The organism is Alkalinema pantanalense CENA528 (assembly GCF_050753345.1).
Classification (GTDB): domain Bacteria; phylum Cyanobacteriota; class Cyanobacteriia; order Leptolyngbyales; family Leptolyngbyaceae; genus Alkalinema; species Alkalinema pantanalense.
The window spans coordinates 31,530-55,460 of record NZ_JBLZFX010000003.1 but is presented as its reverse complement, the minus strand read 5'-3'; the positions used below and the strand labels follow the sequence as shown (position 1 = coordinate 55,460).

The following is a 23,931-nucleotide window of genomic DNA, read 5'->3' as shown; positions in this document are numbered from 1 at the left end:
TTGCAAATTCCTTAGGGAAACGCTGGCAATGGGGTTGGTATACGCTGAAATTGAACTGGTATCGGGGGGTGATCTAGCGCTATTGCGAGCAGGACATCTCACAGAGCTGGAAGTTCATCGATGTGTTGTGATGGCAAACGTCGATCGTAAATCAACGATGTTGGTCATTTCACCTGAAGTTCAGCGGCAGCTTAACCTTCAAGCCATCAGAAGCGTAGAAGCTGAGTTAGCGAACGGTTCCAGCGTACCATACAGCGTAGTTGGCCCCATTGAAGTCCGATTCCAAAACCGTCGGACTTCCGTTGAGGCTCTCGTTGTTCCCAATTCAACCAAAGTGTTGCTGGGAGCAATTCCCCTGGAAGGAATGGATGTATTGATTGATCCAAAACGAGAACGATTGATCGTCAATCCCGATAGCCCTGACGTTGCCAAGGTTTTATTAATGTAGGTACCCGGAATTTGGTTGTGATTTATGTCTAATCCATTATTCTCGCGATATAGCCAAGGAGAAAATCGAGTGACTGCAAGTATTCTGGCGGTATTCGAGCGAATTTCATTTTCCTTGGTTGAGCGGATTCTACAAATTCTTTGCGAAGAACCTAACCAAGCTCTTTTAGAAGTCAAAAATCAGATAAAGATTAAGGGAGCTAAGTCTATTCCAGATGGAGCTATTCAAGCATCCTTTGCCTACTGGATTGAGACAAAAGTCGTGCCTGATGCTGTCTGGCATAAGCAACTTCAGGAACATCTTAAGGCTCTTCAGGAATACCCAAATATTGCGCAGAAAAAGCTGATTGTTCTGACACCTGATGACACGATTCCTAAGGAAGTTGAGCAGCTCAAGTCACCTTTAGTAGTTTGGGCGAGTTTCAACAGCTTGGCAAATGCGATCGCAGAAGTCTTGAAAACCGATGATTCCTGGTTGACTTCTGATTTCCCCTTGGCCAGCGAACAAGAAAGATTTCTGCTGCGAGAACTTGTTCAGATGTTTTTGGCAGAAGGTTTACTCAATTCAGGTAAATCTGATGCCGTCTTAATTGTTCCAGCTAGAGGAGCGATTAAGGACTATGAAAACTATTCAGTTTATCTGTGTCAGCCTAATAGATCGTTTCAAAAGGTCGAATACATCGGCTTCTATCACAACGGTGTCATCGATCACAGAATTGCAAAAGTTCTAGCCCCTCCGATCAAAAGTGTAGTTTTGGACGAAGAGGGGATTAAAGAAGTCATCAATGCCGAAGAACTCAGCGCTCTGGATGACAGTATTCGAACCAGTATTCAAACTAGCTTAGAACTATTGGTTGAAAAAACTAGAAGCGATCAGCATTGGGCTTATAAAGACACGGTACAAGTTTTTCTCCTGTCATCTGTTGATGCGAAGGAAACGATTTCGCTCAATCAAGATATCCGCAATGACTTAAGAAATGCAGCGGGAAGGCCCTATGCGTTCACCCAAGGTCAACGCTATGTTCCCCTAACAAGTTTGCTCAAACATCCGCTGACAACTACCGAACTGCTCAACAGCGCCTAGCACTTGAGTCATGCCCTGAGATTAAATTTTGATTACTGAGGAGACGATTTGTGATTCGCGATAATGCAGAGTTGATTCTATCGGTCAAAGATTTGACCGCCAACGTAGACGGAACCCAAATCCTGAAGGGCTTAAACCTTGAGATTAAAGCGGGTGAAGTCCACGCCATCATGGGGCCGAATGGTTCCGGGAAGAGCACCTTTTCCAAAATCCTCGCAGGCCACCCCGCCTACGAAGTCACCGGGGGCGAAATTATTTTCCGAGGCAAAAATCTGCTGGAACTGGAACCGGAAGAACGCGCCAGATCGGGCATCTTCCTGGCCTTCCAATATCCCCTGGAAATTCCCGGCGTGACCAACCTCGACTTCCTGCGCGTCTCCTACAATGCCAAACGCAAGCACGAAGGTTTGGAAGAAATGGATGCCTTCGATTTTGATGACCTGGTGCATGAAAAGCTGAGTCTGCTGAAAATGGATGCGGAATTCCTCGATCGGGGCGTCAATGAAGGCTTCTCCGGCGGTGAGAAAAAGCGCAACGAAATCCTGCAAATGGCGCTGTTGGAGCCCAGTTTAGGCATTTTGGATGAAATTGACTCCGGCTTGGACATCGATGCGCTGCGGATTGTTGCCAGTGGCGTCAATGCGTTATCCAACGAAAATAACGCCATGTTGCTCGTGACCCACTACCAGCGTTTGCTGGACTACATCACCCCCGACTACGTCCATGTCATGGCCAACGGGCGCATTCTGGAAACGGGCACCAAGGAACTGGCCCTGGAACTGGAAGCCAAGGGTTACGACTGGATTCTGGAAGGAGCAGCAGCATGACGATCGAAGTTTCTACCCCCGACACCCTGTTGACCAATCCAGAAGTTGGAGCAGCGAAAGTCTCCACCAAGGTCGATCGAGCAGCCTATTTAGGGAACTTGCTCAATTTACGATCGTCCGTAGACAGCCTGCCCTGGGTTCAGGAACTCCGGGATCAAGCTGCCGCGATCGTTCAGGAATTAGCCATCCCCTCCACCCGCGATGAGGATTGGCGCTTCACCGATCTGTCCGCCCTAGTGGCGCAGACCTGGCAACGGCCCGACCCCGCGATCGATTTAAAAGCCTGTGACAGCATTGTTCTGCCGGAAGCGGGCTGTCGGTTGGTGTTCATGAATGGGATCTTTAAGCCCCATCTGTCCAAGCTGGAAGACTTACCCACTGGGGTTTTCGTGGGGAATTTAGCCCAACTGCCCAGCGATCGCCTCGCTGTGGTTCAAGCAGTCCTCGGCCACCAAACCGGAGCGGAAGAAGTCTTTACGGCGCTGAATACCGCCAGCCTGACCGATGCCGCGATCGTGTGTATTCCCCGTAACGTTGCGGTGGAAAAACCGATTCACCTCGTGTTTCTCTCCCGCACCGCTGGCACAACCACGATCGCCCAGCCCCGCTGCTTAGTCCTGGCGGAAACGGGCAGTGCCGTCACCCTCGTGGAAGAATATTCCTCCGCCGATGCACCGGGGACTTACTTCACCAATGCGGTCACGGAAGTGGTCGTGGGAGACAATGCCCAGGTGAACCACACCCGCATCCAATGGGAAAACCAGCAAGCCTTCCACATTGGCAAAACCGCAGTCTCCCAAGGGCGTGATGCGCGTTACACCTGCACCGCCATCAGCCTCGGCGGTCAAGTGTCCCGGCACAATTTTGAAGTGTATTCCCAGGGTGAACAGACGGACAGCCAATTGATGGGGTTGACGATCGTCGATGGCGATCGCACCGCCGATACCCACAGCCTGATCGCCTTCAGCAAGCCCTACTGCACCGCCACCCAGGTGAACAAGTGCATCGCCGATGGCAAAGCCCATGGGGTCTTTAACGGGCGGATTTACGTGCCGAAGTTGGCGCAGCAAACCGATGCGTCCCAACTGAGCCGGAACTTGGTGCTGTCCTCCAAGGCGCGGATCGACACCAAACCGCAGTTGGAAATTGTGGCGGATAGCGTCAAATGCGCCCACGGAGCCACTGTCAGCCAACTGGAGGACGATGAAGTCTTTTATCTCCAGAGCCGAGGCATCGGTGCAGAAGCCGCCCGCAAGTTGCTTACCTTTGCCTTCGCGACGGAAATCATCAACCACATCCCCGTGGCCTCCCTGCGGCAATCCCTGACCCAAATGATGCGCGATCGGCAAGCTTCATCTTAAGTTTTGAATGTCTAGTCGATCGTGTAGATTCGATCCCCCTAAATCCCCACGCTAACGCGCCGCTGCGCTAGAAAAAAGGGGGACTTTGAAATTCCGGGTTCTCCCTTAAAAAGGGGGACTTTGAAATTCTTGTTCCCCCTTTTTTAAGGGGGGCTAGGGGGGATCGAACGTCTCGGGAAAACGATAAAATTGCCAACGTCTCCGCCGTCCTCTCTCCCACCTCCACCCATGACTCTCACCCAAGCCACTCCCACCCACTCGACCCTGGCCGAACAAGTCCGATTGGACTTTCCCATCCTGCACCAGGAAGTCAACGGCAAACCCCTGGTCTACCTCGACAATGCGGCAACTTCACAAAAGCCGATCGCGGTTCTAGACGCCATTCGCCATTACTACGAGCGGGACAATGCCAACGTCCATCGCGGTATTCACACCCTGAGTGCGCGGGCCACGGAAGCCTACGAAGCCGTACGGGATAAAACGGCTAAGTTTGTCAATGCAGCCTCCCGTGACGAGATCGTCTTTACCCGCAATGCGACGGAAGCGATTAACCTGGTGGCCTATGCTTGGGGGATGGGCAGTTTGCAGCCGGGGGATGAAATTATTCTGACGGTGATGGAGCACCACAGTAACTTGGTGCCCTGGCAGTTTGTGGCGCAGCGGACGGGGGCGGTGCTGAAACATGTGCAGTTGAATGCCGATGAGGGCTTCGACTTTGAGCATTTCACTTCGCTGTTGTCGGAAAAGACCAAGCTTGTTTCGGTCGTACACGTATCGAACACCCTGGGTTGCATTAACCCAGTGACGGAAATTTGTGCCGCGGCCCACCAAGTCGGTGCGAAGGTGCTGATCGACGGTTGCCAAAGTACGCCCCATTTACCGATCGACGTGCAAGCGATCGACTGTGATTGGTTTGTGGCCTCCGGTCATAAGATGTGCGGGCCAACGGGGGCGGGCTTCCTCTACGGCAAACAGGCGATTCTGGAAGCGATGAATCCCTTCCTGGGCGGTGGGGAAATGATTCAGGATGTCTTTCTGGATCATTCCACCTATGCCGGATTGCCCCATAAGTTTGAAGCGGGGACGCCTGCGATCGCGGAGGTGATTGCCCTCGGTGCGGCGATCGACTACCTTACGGCGATCGGCATGGACAAAATTCATGCCTACGAAGAAGCATTAACCGCTTACCTGTTCCAGCAATTGGCCACCATTCCCAATCTACGCATCTACGGCCCCAAACCTCAACCCAACGGCAGCGGACGGGCAGCCCTAGCCGCCTTTACCTACGAAGGCTTGCACGCCAATGATTTAGCCACGCTGTTGGATCAATCGGGGGTAGCGATTCGATCGGGGCACCACTGTACCCAACCCCTGCACAATCAATTAGATCTCAGTTCCACTGCACGGGCCAGCCTCTATTTCTACAATACGTTTGAGGAAATTGATGTCTTTGTCAGTGCATTGAAGGAGACGATCGAATTTTTCGCAGAATTATTGTAGGGTCAGCCATTCCGCAAATTCGTTGCCTCTCTAAATTGCCTTGAATGTTCGTTCAATTTTGGCGGATCAGCGACCCTCACAATTGAACGAACAGAATACAAGTTTGTATAGATAATTTCTAATGCATATCCATGGATGATGGATATGCATTAATTTACTGTCACTGAATTGTCACTGATTGGACACCATAAAATGCAAATTATGTCTTAGGATTGGGCTGTTCAGTCAGTATTTGTCAGATCATGAGTCAACAGCCCCCGCTTATTTCTATTTGTATTCCGACCTATCGTCGGCCCGAATTTCTTAAACTGGCGATCGAGTCTTGTTTGAATCAGACTTATCCAAACATTGAAATTGTCGTCAGTGATGATTCCCCCGACGATCGCACGGAGGAAATGATTCGAGGATTCAATCGTCCCGATCGGATTCGCTATGTACGCAATCGACCGTCTCTGCGCCAAGCTGCTAACACTACGAATGCCTTTAATCTGGCCAAGGGCGATCGCTTGGTGTTGCTCCATGATGACGACCTCCTCTTCCCGAATGCAGTAGCAGATTTAGCCAGTGCCTGGGATCTAAACCCCAATCTCATCATGAGCTACGGCAAATACCAGATGATGGATGCGGATGGGCGTCCGATGCCAGAGGAAACGCGAGAATTTTACAAGTCTCTTGAACAACCTCCGACCTATCCCCATTGGCAGCGATCGCTCTGGTGGATGGTATTGTCCGGCTTTTTCGCTCCGAATGGATTTATGATTCGGACGGATGTGGCCCAGAAAATTGGCTATTCCACCGATCCGCAGGTAGGGGACGCCTGCGATCTCGATTTCGATTTACGGCTGGCCCAAAACTATGATGATTTCTGGTTTGTGAATGAGTATATCTCCCAGTACCGTATGGCGCAGGCGAATTCTGAGAGTGGGAAGGATAACAGCACCTCAGCCAATTATGGCTATCGCTTGATGGAATCAACGCGGGTACCTGCGGAATTACAGTCCCTCAAAGCACGGTGGCTCAAAAACATAGCACCCTACGCCATTAGTCGCTGGCTCCATTTTGGTAAAAAGCGAACCGCTGCACGCATCTATTTTTCGTCTTACTATCCTTGGAAGCGTCGGTTATCACCCAAGGGCCTAGCTCAGTTAGTTATCTTGCTGTTGCCTGCTAGATGGGGAACGGAATTGCTGGCTTATTTAAAGAACCTTAAACATTCTTTGAAAAATCTAAAACACTCTTCCTCAGCCCGTTTAGGCACGGAGTAGCTGAGGTGGCACAGAATAGCTGAGGCTGTGCGCTTCCTATGTTAGGAAGAAAAATGCCTAAAGGAAAATCGTTCTGCAACGTTTAGCTTGTATTGGCTGTGCATTGGGCGTCGCAGAATGATGACATGATGGTGCAAAATTTTGACAGCGCGTTTATCTTGCATCCGTAAAGCCTCCTAGCATCGAAAGATGAGGCTCCATTTGTTTTAATATTGGCATGATAATGATTATCATTATCTTATTTTGTGCTAGTATAGCAGGGGTTTGAATCAATCCTGTAATGCTACCTGTTAGATTTCCACTTGAAACCTCAGTAAAGGGTTCGATCGATTTGATCGGCAAGGGTTTTATCTCCAGCGTAGTATTTTTTCGGGAATTCCCTTGAGCTGCTATGCAATCGTTTCCTGTTACCTTAGTTGCCGGTGCCCCAGGGGTTGGCAAAACGACCTGGATTTACCAGCAAGCCAGTCTGGTTCAATCTGCTGCTTACCTGAGTCTAGGGTCAGAAAATTTCCCGATCGATGCCACCTATCTCGGAACGGAACTGCCTCACTTAACTGCGATCTCGGTTGATGGGTTGAGTGAATTTCTCCGGCGATCAGAGCAGTCCATACCGCTTTTTATTGAACTTGGGTTTCATATTGATCCTGCTTCCTTGGAGTTGCCGATCGCGCCTGAAGCTTGTCGAAAAGTTCTCTTGGTGCAGCCTCCGCAATTCAGTCAGTCTACAGATGTAGAATCACGATCGGGATTCCAATCGCAATTGGTGGCTTCATCAGCTAACTCATCAGAATCATTACCTCAAGACCAACAGGGCTGTGAGTGGTCAGGATGGACTGTTATCTCTCCTATGGCATCACCAGAGAGCTTGCTAGAAAACTTGCCGATAGCCGCTTCTGAATCATCACGGTTGTCAAGTGATCTAACGCCAGAAACAACACTGCAAATCCGTCGATCGCACCTCAGGGGCAAAATCCTCGATGGTAATAGTTTAGAAACTTTTTGGCATGAACTGACCCACGGAGCCTACGGGGAACTTCAACGGGCTAAGGGAATTTTTGAACTGGTGGATGGCCGTGCGCTCTTGTTGAACTATCGGGCAGGCTATGCCGCCGTCGAGCCTTTGGAGCTTGCGTTACCCCGATGGTTGGATGGGCCACCCGATCGGTTCAGTGGCTTAGAAGTTGTTGGGATGGAGGTAGATCAACCCAGTATTGTGCAAACCCTGACTGACTGCTGCTTAGAGGATGCAGCGATCGCCTATTACCAAGCCCAAATCCGCGCATCTCAAGGAGTTCCCCAAGGAGCGATCGTGTCATGAAAATTGCAGTCATGTCTTGTATTCATGGTAACTACGAGGCGCTCAATGCCGTTCTTTCGGATATTGACGCCCACAATGCCGACAAAATTTACTGCTTAGGGGATTTGGTCGGCTATGGCCCCCATCCCAATGCGGTGGTTGAGATGATTCGATCGCTGGATATTCCCACCTGTCAGGGCTGCTGGGATGAGGATATTGTGGAAGGGCTGAATGCCTGTGAATGTAGCTATCCATCCGTACTGGCGGAGAAACGGGGACGACTGGCCCACGAATGGACGAATCAAGCCATTCACCCTGAAACCCGATCGTTCTTAGCCAACCTTCCCTTTAACCTCCAGGAAGATCACCTCTGCTTTGTCCATGGCAGTCCCCACAACCAGCATGAATATCTCCTGCCGGGAATGGATGCGTTTGTCGCAATGGAGCGGATCATGTCTACTGGAGCCGATATTTTGTTTTGTGGTCACACTCACATTCCCTATGTCCGAACCTTAGACAGTGGGCAACTCCAAATTAAAGTCCAAATAGCTCAGCCCAATGGGCAGTCCCATACCGTCACAGATCGCACTATTACAACGCCGCTGAAACGCATCGTTAATGCAGGTTCCGTGGGAGAGCCACGCCACGGTCGGCCCAATGCTACCTATGTTATTTACGACACCGATTACGATCGCATCACGTTGCGGGAAGTGGAATACGACTATCAAAAAACCTGTGCCGACATTATTGAAAAAGGATTGCCCGCAATCTTTGCATGGCGGTTGGCGAGGGGATTGGAGTTTGCAGAGCGAGCGGATGACCCAACCCATATCTGTGAACGATAAAGACACAGCGATCGAGCAGTTTTTACATCACGCAAGGCAATCATTTTAATCACGAGGTCAATAGCATGGCTACTCATTCCCAAGCATCAGTACTCAATGATATTCCAGCCACATCAGAACCCCTAGAATCTGCCTCATTGTTGACAGAGACGGCAACGCATTCGTCTTCATCAGAAGTAACCGTAGGCTTATCAGAAGCCGGATCTGAAGCAGCGCCCTCTACTCAACTCCATCTCACCCATCGGCCTCGGCGATTACGTCGGACGGAAACCCTGCGCCGTCTCGTGCGGGAACACACGCTACAGGTGGAAGATTTAATTTATCCCATCTTCGTGATGGAGGGCGACAATCGCACGATCGAAGTGGAGTCGATGCCGGGATGTTACCGCTATACCCTAGATTTGCTGCTGCAAGAAGTGCAGGAAGCCTACGATTTGGGAATTGGCGCGATCTCGTTGTTTCCCTTAATTCCCGACGCCCACAAGGACAATGCAGGCAGCGAAAGTTATAATCCCGAAGGGCTAGTGCCCCGTACTATTCGGGCAATCAAACAGGCAGTTCCCGAGATGATTGTCATTGCCGATGTCGCTCTCGATCCTTACAGTAGCGAAGGTCACGATGGCATTGTTCAAGATGGCAAAATTCTCAATGATGAAACCGTTGCAATTTTGGTTAAGCAGGCGTTGACCCAAGCGGAGGCGGGTGCTGATTTTGTTGCCCCTTCGGATATGATGGATGGCCGAGTCAAGGCGATTCGCCAAGCTTTGGATCAAGCGGGTTGGGTTCACGTGGGTATCCTCGCGTATTCTGCCAAATATGCCTCTGCCTACTATGGCCCTTTTCGAGATGCCCTGAATTCTGCACCCAAGTTTGGTGATAAAAAAACCTATCAAATGGATGCAGCCAACCTTCGGGAAGCGATCAAGGAAATTAAGTTAGACATTGCAGAGGGAGCCGATATCCTCATGGTTAAACCCGCTTTGGCTTACTTAGATGTGATTTGTCAGATTAAACAGCAGACCCATTTACCGATCGCGGCCTACAACGTGAGTGGAGAGTACGCCATGATTAAAGCAGCAGCGGCTCAGGGTTGGATTGATGAGTCTAAAGTAGTACTAGAAACCTTGACCAGTATGAAGCGGGCAGGGGCCGATTTGATTCTCACCTACTTTGCAAAAACGGTTGCTCAGATGTTGAATGAATAGGATATGTTGCACTAACAAGATATTAGCTTCACGGGATTGAACACCCAGTTGGATTCGTAAGTTTATAGAAATCAGTAATAACCTGTCAGCATTCCTGTTGGTGTTACCCGACACATTCCTTGGAGGGAAGATTATGCAGCATTCGGTCAGTCATTCAGCCACAGCCGCGATCGTCGATTTGCCGAAGCGAGGATTGCCTGTCACGGTGATTACTGGCTTTTTAGGCAGTGGCAAAACAACGTTGCTCAACCACATTTTGAATAATCGCAATGATTTGAAAGTGGCGGTGTTGGTCAATGAGTTTGGTGATATTGATATTGACACCCAACTCCTCGTCTCGATCGACGAAGACATGGTGCAACTGAGTAACGGTTGCATTTGTTGCACGATCAACGATGGCTTAGTGGATGCCATTTATCGGGTGTTGGAACGGGACGATCGGGTGGACTACCTCGTGATTGAAACGACGGGGGTGGCCGATCCTCTGCCGATCGTCATGACGTTTGTCGGATCAGAATTGCGGGATTTGGTGCGTTTAGATTCCATCCTCACGCTGGTGGATGCAGAAACGTTTACCCCAGACCACTTTGACAGCGAGGCCGCCATTCACCAAATTCTCTACGGCGATATTGTGCTTCTGAACAAAACAGATTTAGCCACCCCGCAGCAAGTAGACACCTTAGAAACTTATATCAATACGATCAAGGATGGAGCACGGATTATCCGCTGCCAGCATGGGGCGGTGCCGTTACCGTTACTTCTGGATGTGGGCTATAACAATCCCGCAGTTTATGCAGCAATTCTAGAGGGCAGTTCCTCTGATCACACAGTCCACGATCGCACGGCCCACGACCATAGACATGAACACGGGGACGAACACAGACACAACCACGGGCATGAATTGGATTCCCATCATCACCATGATCATCATCACGATCACCAGACCCATCACGCTTCCAATCATTTAGCGAATGATGGCTTTGTAGCGGTTTCCTATACCAGCGATCGACCCTTTAATCTGACTAAGTTTCAAGCCTTTTTAGATCAATTGCCCCCGACCGTTTTCCGAGGAAAAGGAATTTTGTGGTTTTTGGAAAGCCAGTTGCGACACATCTTTCAACTGAGTGGTAAACGATGTAGCTTGGATGTGAAGTCATGGAAAGGCAAACGCTGTAACCAAATTGTTTTAATTGGTCGGGATTTAGATGCAGAAAAAATTCGACAATCCCTGGCCGACTGTCAAGTTATCAGTATCTCCCCACTCTCTTCAATGGTGTGATCTCCTGAGTTTCTACAGCCACGAATATTCGTACAGTCTAATATTCGTCAAATCTGTGGAAAATATACCTGGTTTTTAATCAGGTAGTCCATCCCTTACCTTAAATCGATCGCAGAACCCAATGAATTATCCTATGTCTGAAATATCGATGCCTGAATTATCGATTGAACGTAGTCTGGCTGAACCCACGGCAGATACGACGATCGCGGCCCTGAAGACCCAAGCCCACCCTCCCGTTTCCGACGCAGAAATGATGCAGGCAGTGCGGACTTTGTTAATTGGGTTGGGGGAAGATCCCGATCGGGAAGGACTGCGCGACACGCCCAAACGAGTGGTCAAAGCATTGCAATTCCTGACTCAGGGCTATCACCAATCCCTTGATGAATTGCTCAATGGGGCAGTTTTTCACGAAAATACCAATGAAATGGTGCTTGTGCGAGACATTGACCTATTTAGCTCCTGTGAACACCATATTTTGCCGATTATTGGGCGCGTTCATGTGGCATACATTCCCAATGGCAAGGTCATTGGGCTGTCGAAAATTGCCCGCATTTGTGAAATGTATGCTCGACGCTTGCAAGTCCAAGAACGGTTGACAGCGCAGATTGCTGATGCGTTGCAGGGCTTGCTCAAACCGCAGGGGGTCGCTGTGGTAGTTGAGGCTACCCACATGTGTATGGCCATGCGTGGTGTACAAAAGCCCGGTTCCTGGACGGCAACCAGCGCGATGAAAGGTGTTTTTGCGGAGGATCCCAAAACTCGGCAGGAATTCATGAGCCTGATTCAACATCGGCCTGCGTTTCATTAATGGTGGATGCGGATGAACATTTCTAAGGAGTGATTATGTGGGCGATTTTGAGTGGTATTGAAGGCAATCTGGCTGCCTATGAAGCGGTTTTGGCTGATCTGAAACGCCAACGATCGCCCATTGAAGTACTCTATATTCTGGGGGATGTGATTTCTCCGATCGCGGATAACACAGCAGTCATGCAAAGGCTTTGCTATCCACAATCGGGAGAACCTGAACCCCAGATCTGTCAGGGGTGGTGGGAAGAGCAATTATTAATTTTGCATGGCCTTGGACGATCGGCAGAACCGACAGAACTGATCGATCGATACGGTATATCGGTGGTAAAACAGCTCTGGGATGCAAATTCGCGATCGGTGGTGGATTGGGTCAAGTCCTTAGATTTTGGATTTTTTGAGTTAGATTGTTTATTAATTCACGGGAGTGGCCTCAGTGTGAGTGATGAGCTAACCCCAGAAACAGACTCAATCTTAATGCTCGATCGATTACTCAGGATGGATGCTAATTTCTTGTTTTGTGGTCGATCGGGCTTGGCGTTTGAATATGAAATTCAACAAGCGAGCGTCGTGTCTGAAATTATCAGCTTGGATGACCCTACAGAGCTATCTACACTGCAATCTACAGCGCTCATTGTACCGGAAACCGTGATATCACGTCCTCGGAGAGTGGTTGGCGTGGGCAATGTGGGACGGGTACCCGGACAAGCCACCTATACGCTCTATCAACCCTATGGGGGCAATCTTGAGTTTCGGACAGTCCGCTATGGCGCTGCCAAAGGATTCTCGCAAAGTCGATCGCAGGTACGTTTATAAATACTGTTGCAATACTGTACTGTTGCAATACTGTGCCCCAGGCGATGGCTCAACAATCTAATGTGTGTCTCAGTTCCCAACTACTGAGATGATTGGTATATTCTGACCATTCCTGGTGCTTGAGTTTGAGGTAGGCATCTACAACTTCATTGCTTAAGCGATCGCGCATGATTTTGTTGTCGTCTAAGGCACGTAAGGCGTCGAGTAAATTGTTGGGTAATCGTTTGATCTCTGCTGCGGCTGCATCTGTGTAGCTATTCGTATTCGATCGAACACCGGGATCCCGTTTTTCTGCGATGCCATCTAAGCCTGCAGCCACCAACGCAGCGGGTAAGAGGTAAGGATTGGCTGCTCCATCGGGCAGACGGCATTCAAATCGTCCGAGATCGGGAATGCGAATCATGTGGGTGCGGTTGTTGCCGCCGTAGGTAATGGTTGTGGGCGACCAAGTTGCACCGGAGTGGGGTGTGGCCGCATTGAGGCGTTTGTAGGAATTCACGGTGGGGTTGCTAAGGGCACAAAGGGCACTGGCGGAATGCAGTACTCCCGCGATGAATTGATAGGCCAAGGGAGACAGCCCCAGTTCTCCCTGAGCGTCGTCAAAGAAGTTGGTGGTACCTGCCCGATCCCAAACGGATAGGTGTGTGTGGCAGCCGTTGCCCGTCAAATCCGAGAAAGGTTTGGGCATGAAGGTGGCGCGATAGCCGTGCTTTTGGGCGATCGACTTGACCATGTATTTAAAGAAGGCATGGCGATCGGCAGTGACCAGTGCATCGGCATATTTCCAGTTCATTTCAAACTGGCCGTTGGCATCTTCGTGGTCATTTTGGTAGGGCTCCCAGCCCAGTTCCAGCATGGCGTCGCAGATTTCCGCAATGACGTCATAGCGCCGCATCAGAGCCTGTTGGTCATAGCAGGGTTTGGCGGCCCGATCGTAGGGGTCGGAGAGGTGTTCGCCGTCGGCTTGCAGGAGAAAATATTCGCATTCCACCCCGGTTTTGACGCTGTAGCCTAGGGCATCGGCCTGGGCCAATACGCGCTTGAGGGTGAGGCGGGGGGTTTGGGCGATTGCGGCTCCGGTGCTCCAGTACAAGTCCGCTGGCATCCAAGCGACATCTCGCTGCCAGGGTAATGGAATCAACCGATCGGCGTCGGGAATAGCCAAAATATCAGGATCGGCGGGCGTCATGTCTAACCAGGCCGCAAATCCAGCAAATCCGGCTCCTTCAGCGGCAATTTGATCGATCGCGGCGGCAGGAACTAGCTTCGATCGCTGCACCCCGAATAGATCCGTAAAGGAAATCAGAAAGTAACGAATGCCCTGGGTTTTTGCCAATTCCGACAATGCCATGGTTGCGTTGAATCCTAAGAGATAAACAAAGAAATAAACAGTGGCTCTGGGAGGAATGATGAATCGCTATGGATTACGTTTTTGCCAATGCAGGCAAATTAATGCTAAATCAATCTGCTAATAATTCAGCAATGGCCGATCGAATGAACGCTGCATCCTGGGGGTTTTGGTAGGGATTGCCTGCTCGGTGACCCCAGAGGGAGGGAATTGGTAAATATTGCGCGTTGGGGATTAAGTTGGCTTCTGCGTGACAGTCCTCCGGGGTGAAGTAGAGGTCGGTGGTTCCAGGCATCACGAGGGTTTTAGCTTGAATGGCTGCGAGGGCCGCCAGGTAATCTCCGTGATATAGGGGATTATCGCTGACATCGCAACGCAGCCATGTATCAATCATTGCAATTAGGTTGCGCGGATCGCGTTTTCGGTAGCCCGCTTCCCAGCCCCGCAGCAGGTAATCTTCTAAGGATGAGTAGCCAAGGGGCAGGTAGAGTCGATCGCGGTAAAAGGCTTGGGAGGCAGCCCAACTGGCATAAATGCGGGCGAAGGTTTGCAAGCCTCGATCGGGTACGCCGTCAAAGCTGCTGCCTGTCCAGGTGGGGTCACTGGTGAGGGCATGGCGCAAACTTTGCAGAAAAATCTGGTTGTGTTCTGTGGTGCGGGCGGTACCACAGAGGGCGGCAATCCGTTCGACTCGATCGGGATAGCAAGCGGCCCAGTGGTAAGCCTGCTGTGCGCCCATTGACCAGCCGTAGACCAGGGCAAGCTGCGGGATTTCCAGGTGATTAAATACTAAGTGGGCCTGAAGACGGAGGTTATCCCAATGGGTAAACCAACAGTTTTGTTCTGCTAAACCGCAGTGTTCGGAATTGCTAGGTGAGGTAGAAATACCATTACCTAGCATGTTGACCATGACAATGCAGTACTGGTCGGAATTGAGAATGCTGTCGGGGGCGATTAACCAATCTAAGTCAGGATGCTGGGCTCCGTAGGATGTGGGATAGAGAATGACGTTGGTGGGATGGCTGCGGGAATTGAATTCGCCATAGATTTGGTAGGCTAGGCAAACTTCCGGCAAAACTACGCCACATTGCAATGGAAAATCTGTTAGCTTCAGCAGTTCTGTCATGGGGTAGGGGGAAGAATCCCGATCGCACGGGGGCTAGGTTGGGCTATTGGGGCAGGTGGCCCAGATTTTGAATGATGTTCCGGTTAACGGTGGTGTAGCCTGAATCAACGTGCTGTAGGTGCGATCGTAGCTGCTCGTGGGCTTTGCTGAGGGCGTGGAAGGGTAGGGAGGGGCAGAAGTGGTGTTCGGCGTGGAAGGGCATGTTCCACATTAACCAACGCAGGGGTGCCCAGGTGAGGGTGGTGCGGGTGTTGGCGAAGGGGTTAGCGTCGAGGGTGCAGCCAGTGTGTTCTGAGAGGAGGATGAGGCGCAGAATGGGTTGCCCGATCGCGAGGGGTAAGAGCCAACCGAGAATAAACCAGGGGGATTGGAAATAAATGGACAGTGCGATCGCGAGGCCATAGCAGGCAAGTTGCAGTTGAACCGATCGTTGGATTTCGGCGCGGGCGGTGGCGGGGATGTAGGGGAGGTCGTCCATTTGTCCGATCGCGCAACGTAGGTGCCCTTGGGCTTTGCCAATCCACCAAGGGATGCCGCTCATTTGCCAAAGATATTCGCCCAGGGTGTTGGGGGTGGGGTCGGTGAGTTCGGGGTCTTTGTTAGGGATGCGGGTATAGCGGTGGTGCCATTTGTGATAGCGGCGATAGAAGGTACTGTTGTACAGGGAAAGCAATCCTGCGAGCCATGCAACAATGTCGTTGGTGCGATTGCTGACGAAGGCAGTCCGATGAACGCATTCGTGGAGCGGGGCGAACATGGCGGCGATGCTGAAGCCGTAGATGACTAGGGCGGGGAGGCCGATCCAGGGTTGGTGCAAGTGGGTGAGCCAGAGATAACCACTGGTAACCAGAATGCTGAGGTGATAGAGCAGTTGGAGGGTACCTTTGAGGTCAGAGCGTTGGTTGAGTTGTTCTAAGCCGTCGGGGGTGAAGATTTGTCGGGGGGAGAGGTAGGTGGCGGCGGCGGGAGCCGATCGATCGAAGTTGGCTTCGGGGTTGGCTGCGGTTTCTGCGGGTTCCGCTGGGGGGGCGATCGTGGGAGGGGCAGGGTCTGGATTAGGATGGTTAAGCTCTTGCGGACTGGCCATAGGTACCCCCGATCTTAAGTGACTCCGAAGTTTAACTTGTTATAACAAGTTGCTAGGAGGCTGTCAACTGAGGGGGAGGAGGTTGGGTTAGACGGTTCCAGAGAGGTGGGTTATCAGTGTGGGTTATCAGTGCGGCAATCGTTTATATAAGGCGCGATCGGGGAGGGTTGATCTACAATAACGCTGTGCTAGACCGGACTCGATCTCAATGATGAACACTACAGACTTGTTTCTTACAGATGACGTGATGTAGCACAGCTATTGATTAGGTATTTTGTATCAGAAGTGTAACATTTTTTAACATGTTCTATCTCGAAGCTAGTCTTTGCGCGACAATTGAAGAATGATTAATCTGTCAACCATGACATTTCTTCTCATTTGTTGCTGTCTCAATGCCTTCATCTAGTCCCGGTACACAATCGTATAGCACAACTCAGCAGGAGGAATTTAGCTATGCCTTCATCAGCACAATCGTCGCAGCTGCTGGCTATGCTATGCAACCGCCTACCCGATTAACGGATAATGCAGGCATTGACATTACTGTCACGGCTCCTGGTGAAATTGGAACTGTTCTCTCACCCTGTTTTGACGCTCAGGTCAAGTGTACAACTGACAGCTATCTGATAAAGGCTAAGCAAATCCATTATCCATTGCCAGTTAATAACTATACTCGGCTTATACATCCAAACCCAGGGATTCCCCAACTTCTGATTATTGTTCTCGTACCAAAAGAATTATCATCCTGGGTAGAGGTCACTGAAAATAACACTAAACTACAAAAATCTGCTTACTGGATGTCACTTAAAGGGAAACCAAAAACGAACAATCAATCCAACATAACTGTTCATATCCCTCGTGAAAACCTTCTCACTCCAGAATCCCTTCAAGAGATTATGCAACGAATTGCGGACAAAGACCTATGAATTTCCCAGCCATCTCTCTTGAAAAATTCCATAGTCTAGAACCACAAGTGATTGCTAATTACTTGCAAGATAATCGTTGGCAAGTAATTGAAACCGTCAAAAATCATCATCAAATTTGGCAACTGAAAAGCTTGAATGAGCATAAAGAGTATTCTGTTTTGTTACCTCTTGATGTAGAGCTTCCTGATTTCGCTAACCGGATGTATGATCTCATTAGAGTACTCGCTGCGATTGAAAAACGTTCTGAAGCTGAATTATTTAATGATCTAGATAGTGCTACTCGTATTGCAAAAGAGCAAAAACGTGAAATTCTTAATGTTCATCTAGGATTTGACAAAAAATCGACTCAGCCAGAAGCCCCTGCAAAGAAACTGGGTCAATTTCTCTCTACCTTGCAAGATACATTAGATGCTATCGGTCAGGTAGAAGGAGGTATTGTGAAAACTGCTGGTAAAATATCTGAAGAGATTACTGACCAAACAGCTTTAGATGTCCTTTGTACTTTTAAAGGGTCGTTTGGTATTCGATTGGCTGCTCCACCAACTGAACAATTAGAACTATTTGAAGAGCCACTGGCTGAAAAAGTAATGGATAAATTTATTTTTTTACTCAACAGCAGTAAAAATAACAATAAATTACGCGAATTAATGTCAAAACTGCAACAAAGAGCTGCATCTCGTTATCGTCGATTCTTATTGTCGCTCACTGACATTAATGCTCAATTACGGATTGAATGGGGTTCCTATAATACTGATAAGGGCGGAATAGCAGTGCTTTCTGTAGAGGATGCATGGAACGCAATCCAGGTCTGTGATGAAGTCGAAACTGATTCTCCAGAGTATATTGAAATTATTGCTGAATTAATAGCTATTAATGGTGAACAGAAAACCTTTCGACTGCGAGATCGCTATGATGGGACAACTTACTTTGGCAAAATTTCCGACGAAGTATTTGAAAGTGGCGTGGAGCTAGTCATTACAAAACCCTACAAAACTTACAAAGCTCTTATTCAACAAACTCTTGAAGAAAAAATTGCAGGTGAATCTATTGTTAAGAATAAATTACTATCTGCAGAGTCAGTTGATAAAAAACGCTTAGTGCGAGAAACGACTGTTCGGTCATCAATGACTGGATGATAAGGTTGATATAACAGAAATCAGAAGTATTCCTCTTAATCTAACCACCCAACAAAACTTCAAAGACCAACTCGCTGCCATTCGGGACTTATTACGAACCCAAGGCGGCGAATGGAGTATCGACGCGATCGCGAATCAATTCAAAAACGCAACCCGCAGCAAAGCCAAAATCCAAACCGCCCTGGAAGCCTTGGAAACCCTCGGCAGTAACGCCTTTATGTAAAGGATGGAAAATATTGCATCATCTGTTGTCGTTGCAATTTCTGGCGAATCTTCTGATTGTAATTATGGATGAAATTCCAAATGGCTCCAATGTGGTTTTCTAACTTCTTGGAAAACGATAAACTTTGCCGCACTAAGGGAACAGCGCATAAATAAAATCCCAATTGGGTAGGGGTAAGAGAGTAAAAGGGTAGGAGGGTAGGGGAATGAAGAGGGGATATTATTTCTTTGCAAATCCCTAAGCGCGATATTCGTTGTCGTAAGGTGTTATTCAACCGCTCAATATAGCTGGTTTTACCAGAGTCTTTGCGGCACCTGCTCATAGTGTCGATTCACAGACTGCTGCAACCAACTTTCTGACAGTTGCAAGACCCGTGCAATGCCCGCTAACGGTATCCGTTCCAGCAGTAACCGATCAATCATCGCACTTGTGTCTTGGCCCTTTGGCTGCCATTGCGGGTTTTCCACAAACTGACGACCACAGTCCCGACACTTGTAATTTTGCTTACCACGACGGGTCGTACCATTTTTATAATGTCATCCGACCCACAACTCGGAGAGATTAAATAAGGTTTCATGGCAAATTTAAGTCAAGCTGAGAACACGTTATCTCTATTTTCCTCCATCCTTTATAATATAAAGGTACTATCGGGTAGATAGTCCATTAGCAGGGCCAGGGTCAGCACTTCGCTATCACTCAATTTCGCTTGGACTCCGGGTTGGGGAATGGTTCCCCCGCAGGCTCCAAGGATTCAGTCCGTTCCTGCCAAGCGCCTACTGCCATCTTGACTAAACTGTAATAGGGTTCTTGCGTCACATCCACAGCTTGGGTTGTCTTGTATCGCTTCCCCAAGCTGCCAATGCGTTCTCCCTTCTGAATCGTTAGAATCTCTCCCTTCCCGTTGCGAATTCGTAACTCTGGCTTACCCTGGCGATCGACCATCTGACAGCGATAGGCCCGATCGCGATGCACAAACTCGACTCCCGCAAAACTTGACTCCTCCGGCAACCGCGCCCCAATCACCTCTAACTGAATTGAAATCTCTCCCTGCCACTCATTCGTTTTTAAGCGATAGGCAATATCGATCTCCGAGGGCAATGGATGATAATTCCCCCAGCGCCAAGCGATCGCATCTAACTGTTTCGCAGGACGATCGGACTGCCAATCCTCCTGGGTCAACGATAATTTAATATGTCCTCGCCCGACTAATTTTTGATTTAACACCTGCACATTCGGCGTCCAAAAAACTGGCTCAGGATTCGCCATGCCGCAGGGATGCAGTGCATCCATTTCTAAATACAAGTCATAGTCAATATCATGAAAATTGGCTAATGCATCTACGGTAATTAATGGTTTCAAATGTTGGGGCTGCAGACAGCCATGGGCATAGAGGCTGAGGCACGATCGCATTTTGTCTAAGTTATCTGCATTGAAGGAAAATCCTCCTGCGGCCCGGTGTCCACCGTGTTTGATCGTGAGCTCTTTGCAAAACTCCAACGCCTCAAATACATTAAATTCTGGAATGCCCCGTGCCGATCCACGAATCACTGTCGGATCATTATCTTCGTATGTTCCAATAAATACTGGAACCCCATACCGCTCTACCAACCGGGATGCCACAATTCCAATCACACCATGGTGCCATTCGGGTTGTACCAGGAGTAATACCCGATCGTCTTTTGCATTAATCCCACCAGTTTCGTAGGCTTCAACAGCTTCGTATTCAATTTGTTCACAAAGCTGTTGTCGTTGCTTATTCACTTGCTCACACTGCATGGCTCGTTCCAGCGCCACCCCTTCATCATCGGTTGTAAGCAACTCAATCACCGTCACCGGATCGCCAATGCGCCCGATCGCGTTAATCCGTGGCCCCAAGCGAAATCCGATCGCATCTGGTTTCAAGTTCTTATCCCCCATGACCCCAGAGACTTGCATCAGCGCTTGAATGCCTGGAATCTGCGAATAGGGTAGCAAATGCAGTCCCCGCCTTACCCAACGCCGATTCACACCTGTTAAGGGGGCTAAATCTGCGATCGTGCCTAGGGTAAATAGCTCCAGCAGCATCTCCCGCAGATCTTGGCCTCGGCCTAGGCTGTTAGCTAACTCTAAGGCTAAAATATAGGCAACGCCCACGCCTGCCATCGTATGGTAAGGGGAATCGGGATCAATTAACTTTGGATTGAGAATTGCATTGGCAGGTGGAATTTTTTCTGGGACATCATGGTGATCGGTAATGATCACCGTAAGACCTAACTCCCGTGCTAGGACGATCGGATCGTAGGCCGAAATGCCATTGTCAACCGTTAGGACAACACTAACCCCTTCATGGTAAAACTCTTCAATAATTCGTTGGTTAATACCATACCCTTCACTCATACGACTGGGAATCGCATAGTCTACCACGGCCCCGAGGGAGCGTAGCGATCGCAGCAACAACGCCGTACTGGTCATCCCATCTGCATCATAGTCCCCACAAATGGCAATGCGCTGTCCTTGGTTAATTGCTTGGATCAACAGTTCCAAACTGAGGGGCAAGTCCGGAAAATCTGCCAATGGTGAAGGTAATCCCTCTCGATCGGGATCCAAAAAAACTTCCGCTTGGTCGATCGTTTCAATACCCCGATTCAGTAATACTTGGGCGATGACGGGCGAAATTCCCACTGCTTGGGCCAAGTTAACCGCCTGATCCGATCGCGCGGGATAGAGGTTCCAACGCTGGTCAGGGATACTGGGTTGGGAGGGGAAGTCATTCACAAAGCAACGTCAGGGACTAACAATAATCAGCATGATGGGTGAATTCAATTATAGAGCGGTGTCGTCCCTTGGATCGGTTTTGCCATCTCTTGTTTAGACTGGCTAAACGGTGCGAGCCGCATGATGCGAGTTGAACGATGTTGTTGAACGATGTTGTTGAACGATGTTACTGAATTTGCGTCTCTACTTTGACCGAAAAATCCGGAGCCACTGTTGCATTGACTCTGTAATTGCCACCCCCCTCAAAATAGCCGTCGGGACGAGACGTATGGCGCTTGCCTTGGGCATCAAATTCCAATTGCAAACTGGCTTCTCCAGAAGGTTGTACTGAAATTTGGCGAGTCTGTCCCGGTGGAATGGTTCCCACGGGTTGAGTAAATCCCGGTCCCTTTGCTGTAACGTTTGTTATTTCAGCGGAGGAACGATTTACGATCGTCACTGGAGTTGAGCGATCGCGACATCCTGCGAAAACAGTCAATCCCACTAAAATCAACGCATTTAATCCTAATTTCATCGTTGTTTACCCATTGCACCAACAAATAATCAGGCGTGTCAATTTTCCCGGCAAAAAATTTCCCAATAACATTGGCTTAAACGATCGAGCCCCACTGCCTATTGAGTCAGTTACTTAAATGAACGGTGGGACTCGATCGTTCCTTGAGAGGTTTACGGCATTCCGATGCAGAGCACTGACTCGACCCTAGCAACTGCTCGACCTCATACCAAATGATTTATCACTGCGACAGATCCGATCCCCCCCAGCCCTCATTAGTCAGGAATTGAGCCAAATGCTCTCAAAGTCCCGTTAATAAGGGAAATTTAGGGGGATCGTTATGGGTTGCAATCACAAATTGATTGGGTATTAGCAACTATGCGCCGAACAAAGCCCCGATCGATTTACCCATATTGGACGGTTGCATTGCATCTAGCGCCGCAGTCGGCTCAAAGCCACAATGCACCATACAATCTTGGCATTTTGGATTGTTGCTCTTATTCCCGTACTGATCCCAATCCGTTGTCTCAATCAATTCCTTAAAGGTTTTGACATGACCTTCATTGAGCAGGTAACAGGGTTTTTGCCAGCCTAAAACGCTATAGCTAGGACTTCCCCAAGGGGTACAAGCGTAGTCCTTTTCCCCGGTGAGGAAATCGAGGAATAACGGACTTAGGTTAAAGCTCCATCTCGGCTTTTTGCCTGCTTTGTAAGGGGCAAGAATTTCCCGGAAAAGGGCCTTAGTTTGTTCCCGCTTGAGGAAGTGGTCTTGATCCGGTGCCCACTCATAACTGTAGCCCGGAGAAATCATCATGCCATCAAGATTGAGATCGCTGAGAAAGTCAAAAAAGGCATGCATTTCCTGGGGATTGGTGCCTTCAAACACGGTGGTGTTGGTGGTGACGCGGAACCCCTTGCGCTTGGCGGCTTTAATGGCAGCAACCGCTGTGTCAAAGACACCCTTGCGATCGACACATTTATCATGGAGTTCCCGCAGACCATCGAGGTGCACGCTGAAGGTCAGGTAGGGAGATGGGGTAAATTTGTCTAGACTTTTTTCCAACAGAATGCCGTTGGTGCAGAGATAGACAAATTTCTTCCGAGCCACTAACCCCCGGACAATTTCATCAATTTGAGGATGGAGCAAGGGTTCGCCACCGGGAATGGAAACCACTGGGGCACCGCATTCGTCCACCGCTGCAAAACATTCCTCTGGAGAAAGATTTTGCTTCAAAATGTGGGTCGGGTGTTGAATTTTTCCACACCCAGCGCAGGCAAGATTGCACCGAAAGAGCGGCTCTAGCATCAGCACGAGTGGAAACCGCTTCCGTCCTGACAGTCGTTGTTTGACGAGATACGATCCGACCGCGATCGCTTGTTGCAGTTGAATAGCCATAGGGATTTTGTCTGGTTCTCCTCACGGACTGGCCTCTAAACCTAGCACGTCGATTCCCCCAGTCATGCAACGCTGTAGGTGCTGCAACGCAGAAGAAACTCACGTAGCGAGGGGCAGGCCATTTCGATAAGATCCAGTCTACGCGATTTCTCTGGGGATCCAGGCAGAGATTTTGGATTCTTAGGTCAATCCGACGATCGTGGGCCGGAATTCAGCGCAGTTTTGCCCTTTGTCATCTAGGGACAATCCAGAAACCGCTGTTCCAAGGATTGAGGTTGGTCGATCGCTGCAAAAAAAATTACTGCAAAATCTACTGCAAATGTGAGACAATCTGTAGCGGAATCGGGGGAGGATCAGCGTCTCTGTATGCGGTTTTCCCTGGGGGCAGTCCAGCGGGTTATTTTTATAGTCTGACTAAACGAATCTGACTACAAAAATCTGACCCAGCGAATCTGACCCAATTAAACTCAATTAAACAGTTATTACTCCGGCGACCAAATAGGATGTAGCCTAAAAAGCTAGTTACCAAGCACTTGGAACCTTTGGAGGATTTCACTCTACATTGTCAATAGTGACCGGGGTAATCTCTGTTCGACAGGTTATGCATTGCGCAAATTATAGATTACGTCTAGATTGCGCAGGCGATACATTGCCCACTTTATGCAGTCAGTCCGTTGTGACATAGAGCATGAAATCGAGCATGCATTTTTTA

General features: G+C 49.3%; 21 protein-coding genes. 14 read left to right on the top strand and 7 right to left on the bottom strand.

The features are described from left to right. Nucleotides 1-28 precede the first annotated feature (28 nt). The 12 genes from ACN4EG_RS01570 (at nucleotide 29) to ACN4EG_RS01515 (ending at nucleotide 12,733) form a co-directional block, all read left to right on the top strand. Nucleotides 29-448: an aspartyl protease family protein gene (locus tag ACN4EG_RS01570; RefSeq protein WP_431627399.1), complete on the top strand. Its 420-nt coding sequence runs from the start codon at nucleotides 29-31 to the stop codon at nucleotides 446-448. A 69-nt stretch (nucleotides 449-517) separates the two neighbouring features. Further along, complete coding sequence (locus ACN4EG_RS01565; RefSeq protein WP_431627398.1) at nucleotides 518-1,531, top strand: hypothetical protein; 1,014 nt, start codon at nucleotides 518-520, stop codon at nucleotides 1,529-1,531. 50 nt (nucleotides 1,532-1,581) lie between these two features. Further along, nucleotides 1,582-2,358, top strand: a complete 777-nt coding sequence (gene sufC, locus ACN4EG_RS01560) for a Fe-S cluster assembly ATPase SufC (RefSeq protein WP_431627397.1) — start codon at nucleotides 1,582-1,584, stop codon at nucleotides 2,356-2,358. After that, nucleotides 2,355-3,719: a Fe-S cluster assembly protein SufD gene (sufD, locus tag ACN4EG_RS01555; RefSeq protein ID WP_431627396.1), complete on the top strand. Its 1,365-nt coding sequence runs from the start codon at nucleotides 2,355-2,357 to the stop codon at nucleotides 3,717-3,719. Before sufC ends, sufD begins: the two co-directional genes overlap by 4 nt. A 228-nt stretch (nucleotides 3,720-3,947) precedes the next feature. Next, nucleotides 3,948-5,219 (top strand): SufS family cysteine desulfurase, encoded by a 1,272-nt coding sequence (locus ACN4EG_RS01550; RefSeq protein WP_431627395.1) that lies wholly within the window; start codon nucleotides 3,948-3,950, stop codon nucleotides 5,217-5,219. A gap of 242 nt (nucleotides 5,220-5,461) precedes the next feature. Beyond that, on the top strand, nucleotides 5,462-6,484 hold the full coding sequence (locus ACN4EG_RS01545; protein ID WP_431627394.1) for a glycosyltransferase family 2 protein: 1,023 nt from the start codon (nucleotides 5,462-5,464) through the stop codon (nucleotides 6,482-6,484). A gap of 391 nt (nucleotides 6,485-6,875) precedes the next feature. Further along, a complete protein-coding gene (locus ACN4EG_RS01540; protein ID WP_431627393.1) occupies nucleotides 6,876-7,805 on the top strand; it encodes a hypothetical protein in 930 nt (309 codons plus the stop codon). Continuing rightward, the gene (locus ACN4EG_RS01535; protein WP_431627392.1) at nucleotides 7,802-8,629 is read left to right on the top strand and encodes a metallophosphoesterase family protein; all 828 of its coding nucleotides are present in this window, start codon (nucleotides 7,802-7,804) and stop codon (nucleotides 8,627-8,629) included. Before ACN4EG_RS01540 ends, ACN4EG_RS01535 begins: the two co-directional genes overlap by 4 nt. 65 nt (nucleotides 8,630-8,694) lie before the next feature. Continuing rightward, complete coding sequence (hemB, locus tag ACN4EG_RS01530; RefSeq protein ID WP_431627391.1) at nucleotides 8,695-9,834, top strand: porphobilinogen synthase; 1,140 nt, start codon at nucleotides 8,695-8,697, stop codon at nucleotides 9,832-9,834. 133 nt (nucleotides 9,835-9,967) lie between these two features. After that, complete coding sequence (locus tag ACN4EG_RS01525; RefSeq protein WP_431627390.1) at nucleotides 9,968-11,113, top strand: CobW family GTP-binding protein; 1,146 nt, start codon at nucleotides 9,968-9,970, stop codon at nucleotides 11,111-11,113. Between the two features lie 148 nt (nucleotides 11,114-11,261). Continuing rightward, entirely contained in the window at nucleotides 11,262-11,921 is a 660-nt protein-coding gene (gene folE / locus ACN4EG_RS01520) for a GTP cyclohydrolase I FolE (protein WP_431627486.1), read from the top strand. Between the two features lie 35 nt (nucleotides 11,922-11,956). Beyond that, the gene (locus ACN4EG_RS01515) at nucleotides 11,957-12,733 is read left to right on the top strand and encodes a metallophosphatase (protein WP_431627389.1); all 777 of its coding nucleotides are present in this window, start codon (nucleotides 11,957-11,959) and stop codon (nucleotides 12,731-12,733) included. Nucleotides 12,734-12,782: 49 nt separating this feature from the next. Here ACN4EG_RS01515 and glnT read toward each other — a convergent pair whose 3' ends face one another. The 3 genes from glnT to ACN4EG_RS01500 form a co-directional block, all read right to left on the bottom strand. After that, nucleotides 12,783-14,084, bottom strand: coding sequence for a type III glutamate--ammonia ligase (gene glnT, locus ACN4EG_RS01510; protein ID WP_431627388.1), 1,302 nt, complete (start codon nucleotides 14,082-14,084; stop codon nucleotides 12,783-12,785). 109 nt (nucleotides 14,085-14,193) lie between these two features. Next, entirely contained in the window at nucleotides 14,194-15,207 is a 1,014-nt protein-coding gene (locus ACN4EG_RS01505; protein WP_431627387.1) for an alpha/beta fold hydrolase, read from the bottom strand. Between the two features lie 43 nt (nucleotides 15,208-15,250). After that, nucleotides 15,251-16,294, bottom strand: coding sequence for a fatty acid desaturase family protein (locus ACN4EG_RS01500; protein ID WP_431627386.1), 1,044 nt, complete (start codon nucleotides 16,292-16,294; stop codon nucleotides 15,251-15,253). Nucleotides 16,295-16,686: 392 nt separating this feature from the next. On the opposite strand from ACN4EG_RS01500, the gene ACN4EG_RS01495 reads away from it, so the two are divergent. Beyond that, nucleotides 16,687-17,217, top strand: coding sequence for a DUF4365 domain-containing protein (locus tag ACN4EG_RS01495; protein WP_431627385.1), 531 nt, complete (start codon nucleotides 16,687-16,689; stop codon nucleotides 17,215-17,217). Next, nucleotides 17,214-18,353 carry a hypothetical protein gene (locus ACN4EG_RS01490; protein ID WP_431627384.1) on the top strand — a complete coding sequence of 380 codons (1,140 nt, stop codon included), beginning with the start codon at nucleotides 17,214-17,216 and terminating at the stop codon, nucleotides 18,351-18,353. The genes ACN4EG_RS01495 and ACN4EG_RS01490 overlap by 4 nt, the downstream gene beginning before the upstream one ends. A gap of 516 nt (nucleotides 18,354-18,869) precedes the next feature. On the opposite strand, the gene ACN4EG_RS01485 is transcribed toward ACN4EG_RS01490, so the two are convergent. The 4 genes from ACN4EG_RS01485 to hpnH form a co-directional block, all read right to left on the bottom strand. Beyond that, nucleotides 18,870-19,043, bottom strand: coding sequence for a hypothetical protein (locus tag ACN4EG_RS01485; protein WP_431627383.1), 174 nt, complete (start codon nucleotides 19,041-19,043; stop codon nucleotides 18,870-18,872). 229 nt (nucleotides 19,044-19,272) lie between these two features. Further along, complete coding sequence (recJ, locus tag ACN4EG_RS01480) at nucleotides 19,273-21,330, bottom strand: single-stranded-DNA-specific exonuclease RecJ (RefSeq protein WP_431627382.1); 2,058 nt, start codon at nucleotides 21,328-21,330, stop codon at nucleotides 19,273-19,275. Nucleotides 21,331-21,496: 166 nt separating this feature from the next. Further along, nucleotides 21,497-21,844, bottom strand: coding sequence for a LysM peptidoglycan-binding domain-containing protein (locus tag ACN4EG_RS01475; protein ID WP_431627381.1), 348 nt, complete (start codon nucleotides 21,842-21,844; stop codon nucleotides 21,497-21,499). Between the two features lie 355 nt (nucleotides 21,845-22,199). Next, nucleotides 22,200-23,219, bottom strand: coding sequence for an adenosyl-hopene transferase HpnH (gene hpnH, locus ACN4EG_RS01470; RefSeq protein ID WP_431627380.1), 1,020 nt, complete (start codon nucleotides 23,217-23,219; stop codon nucleotides 22,200-22,202). Nucleotides 23,220-23,931: the final 712 nt, after the last annotated feature.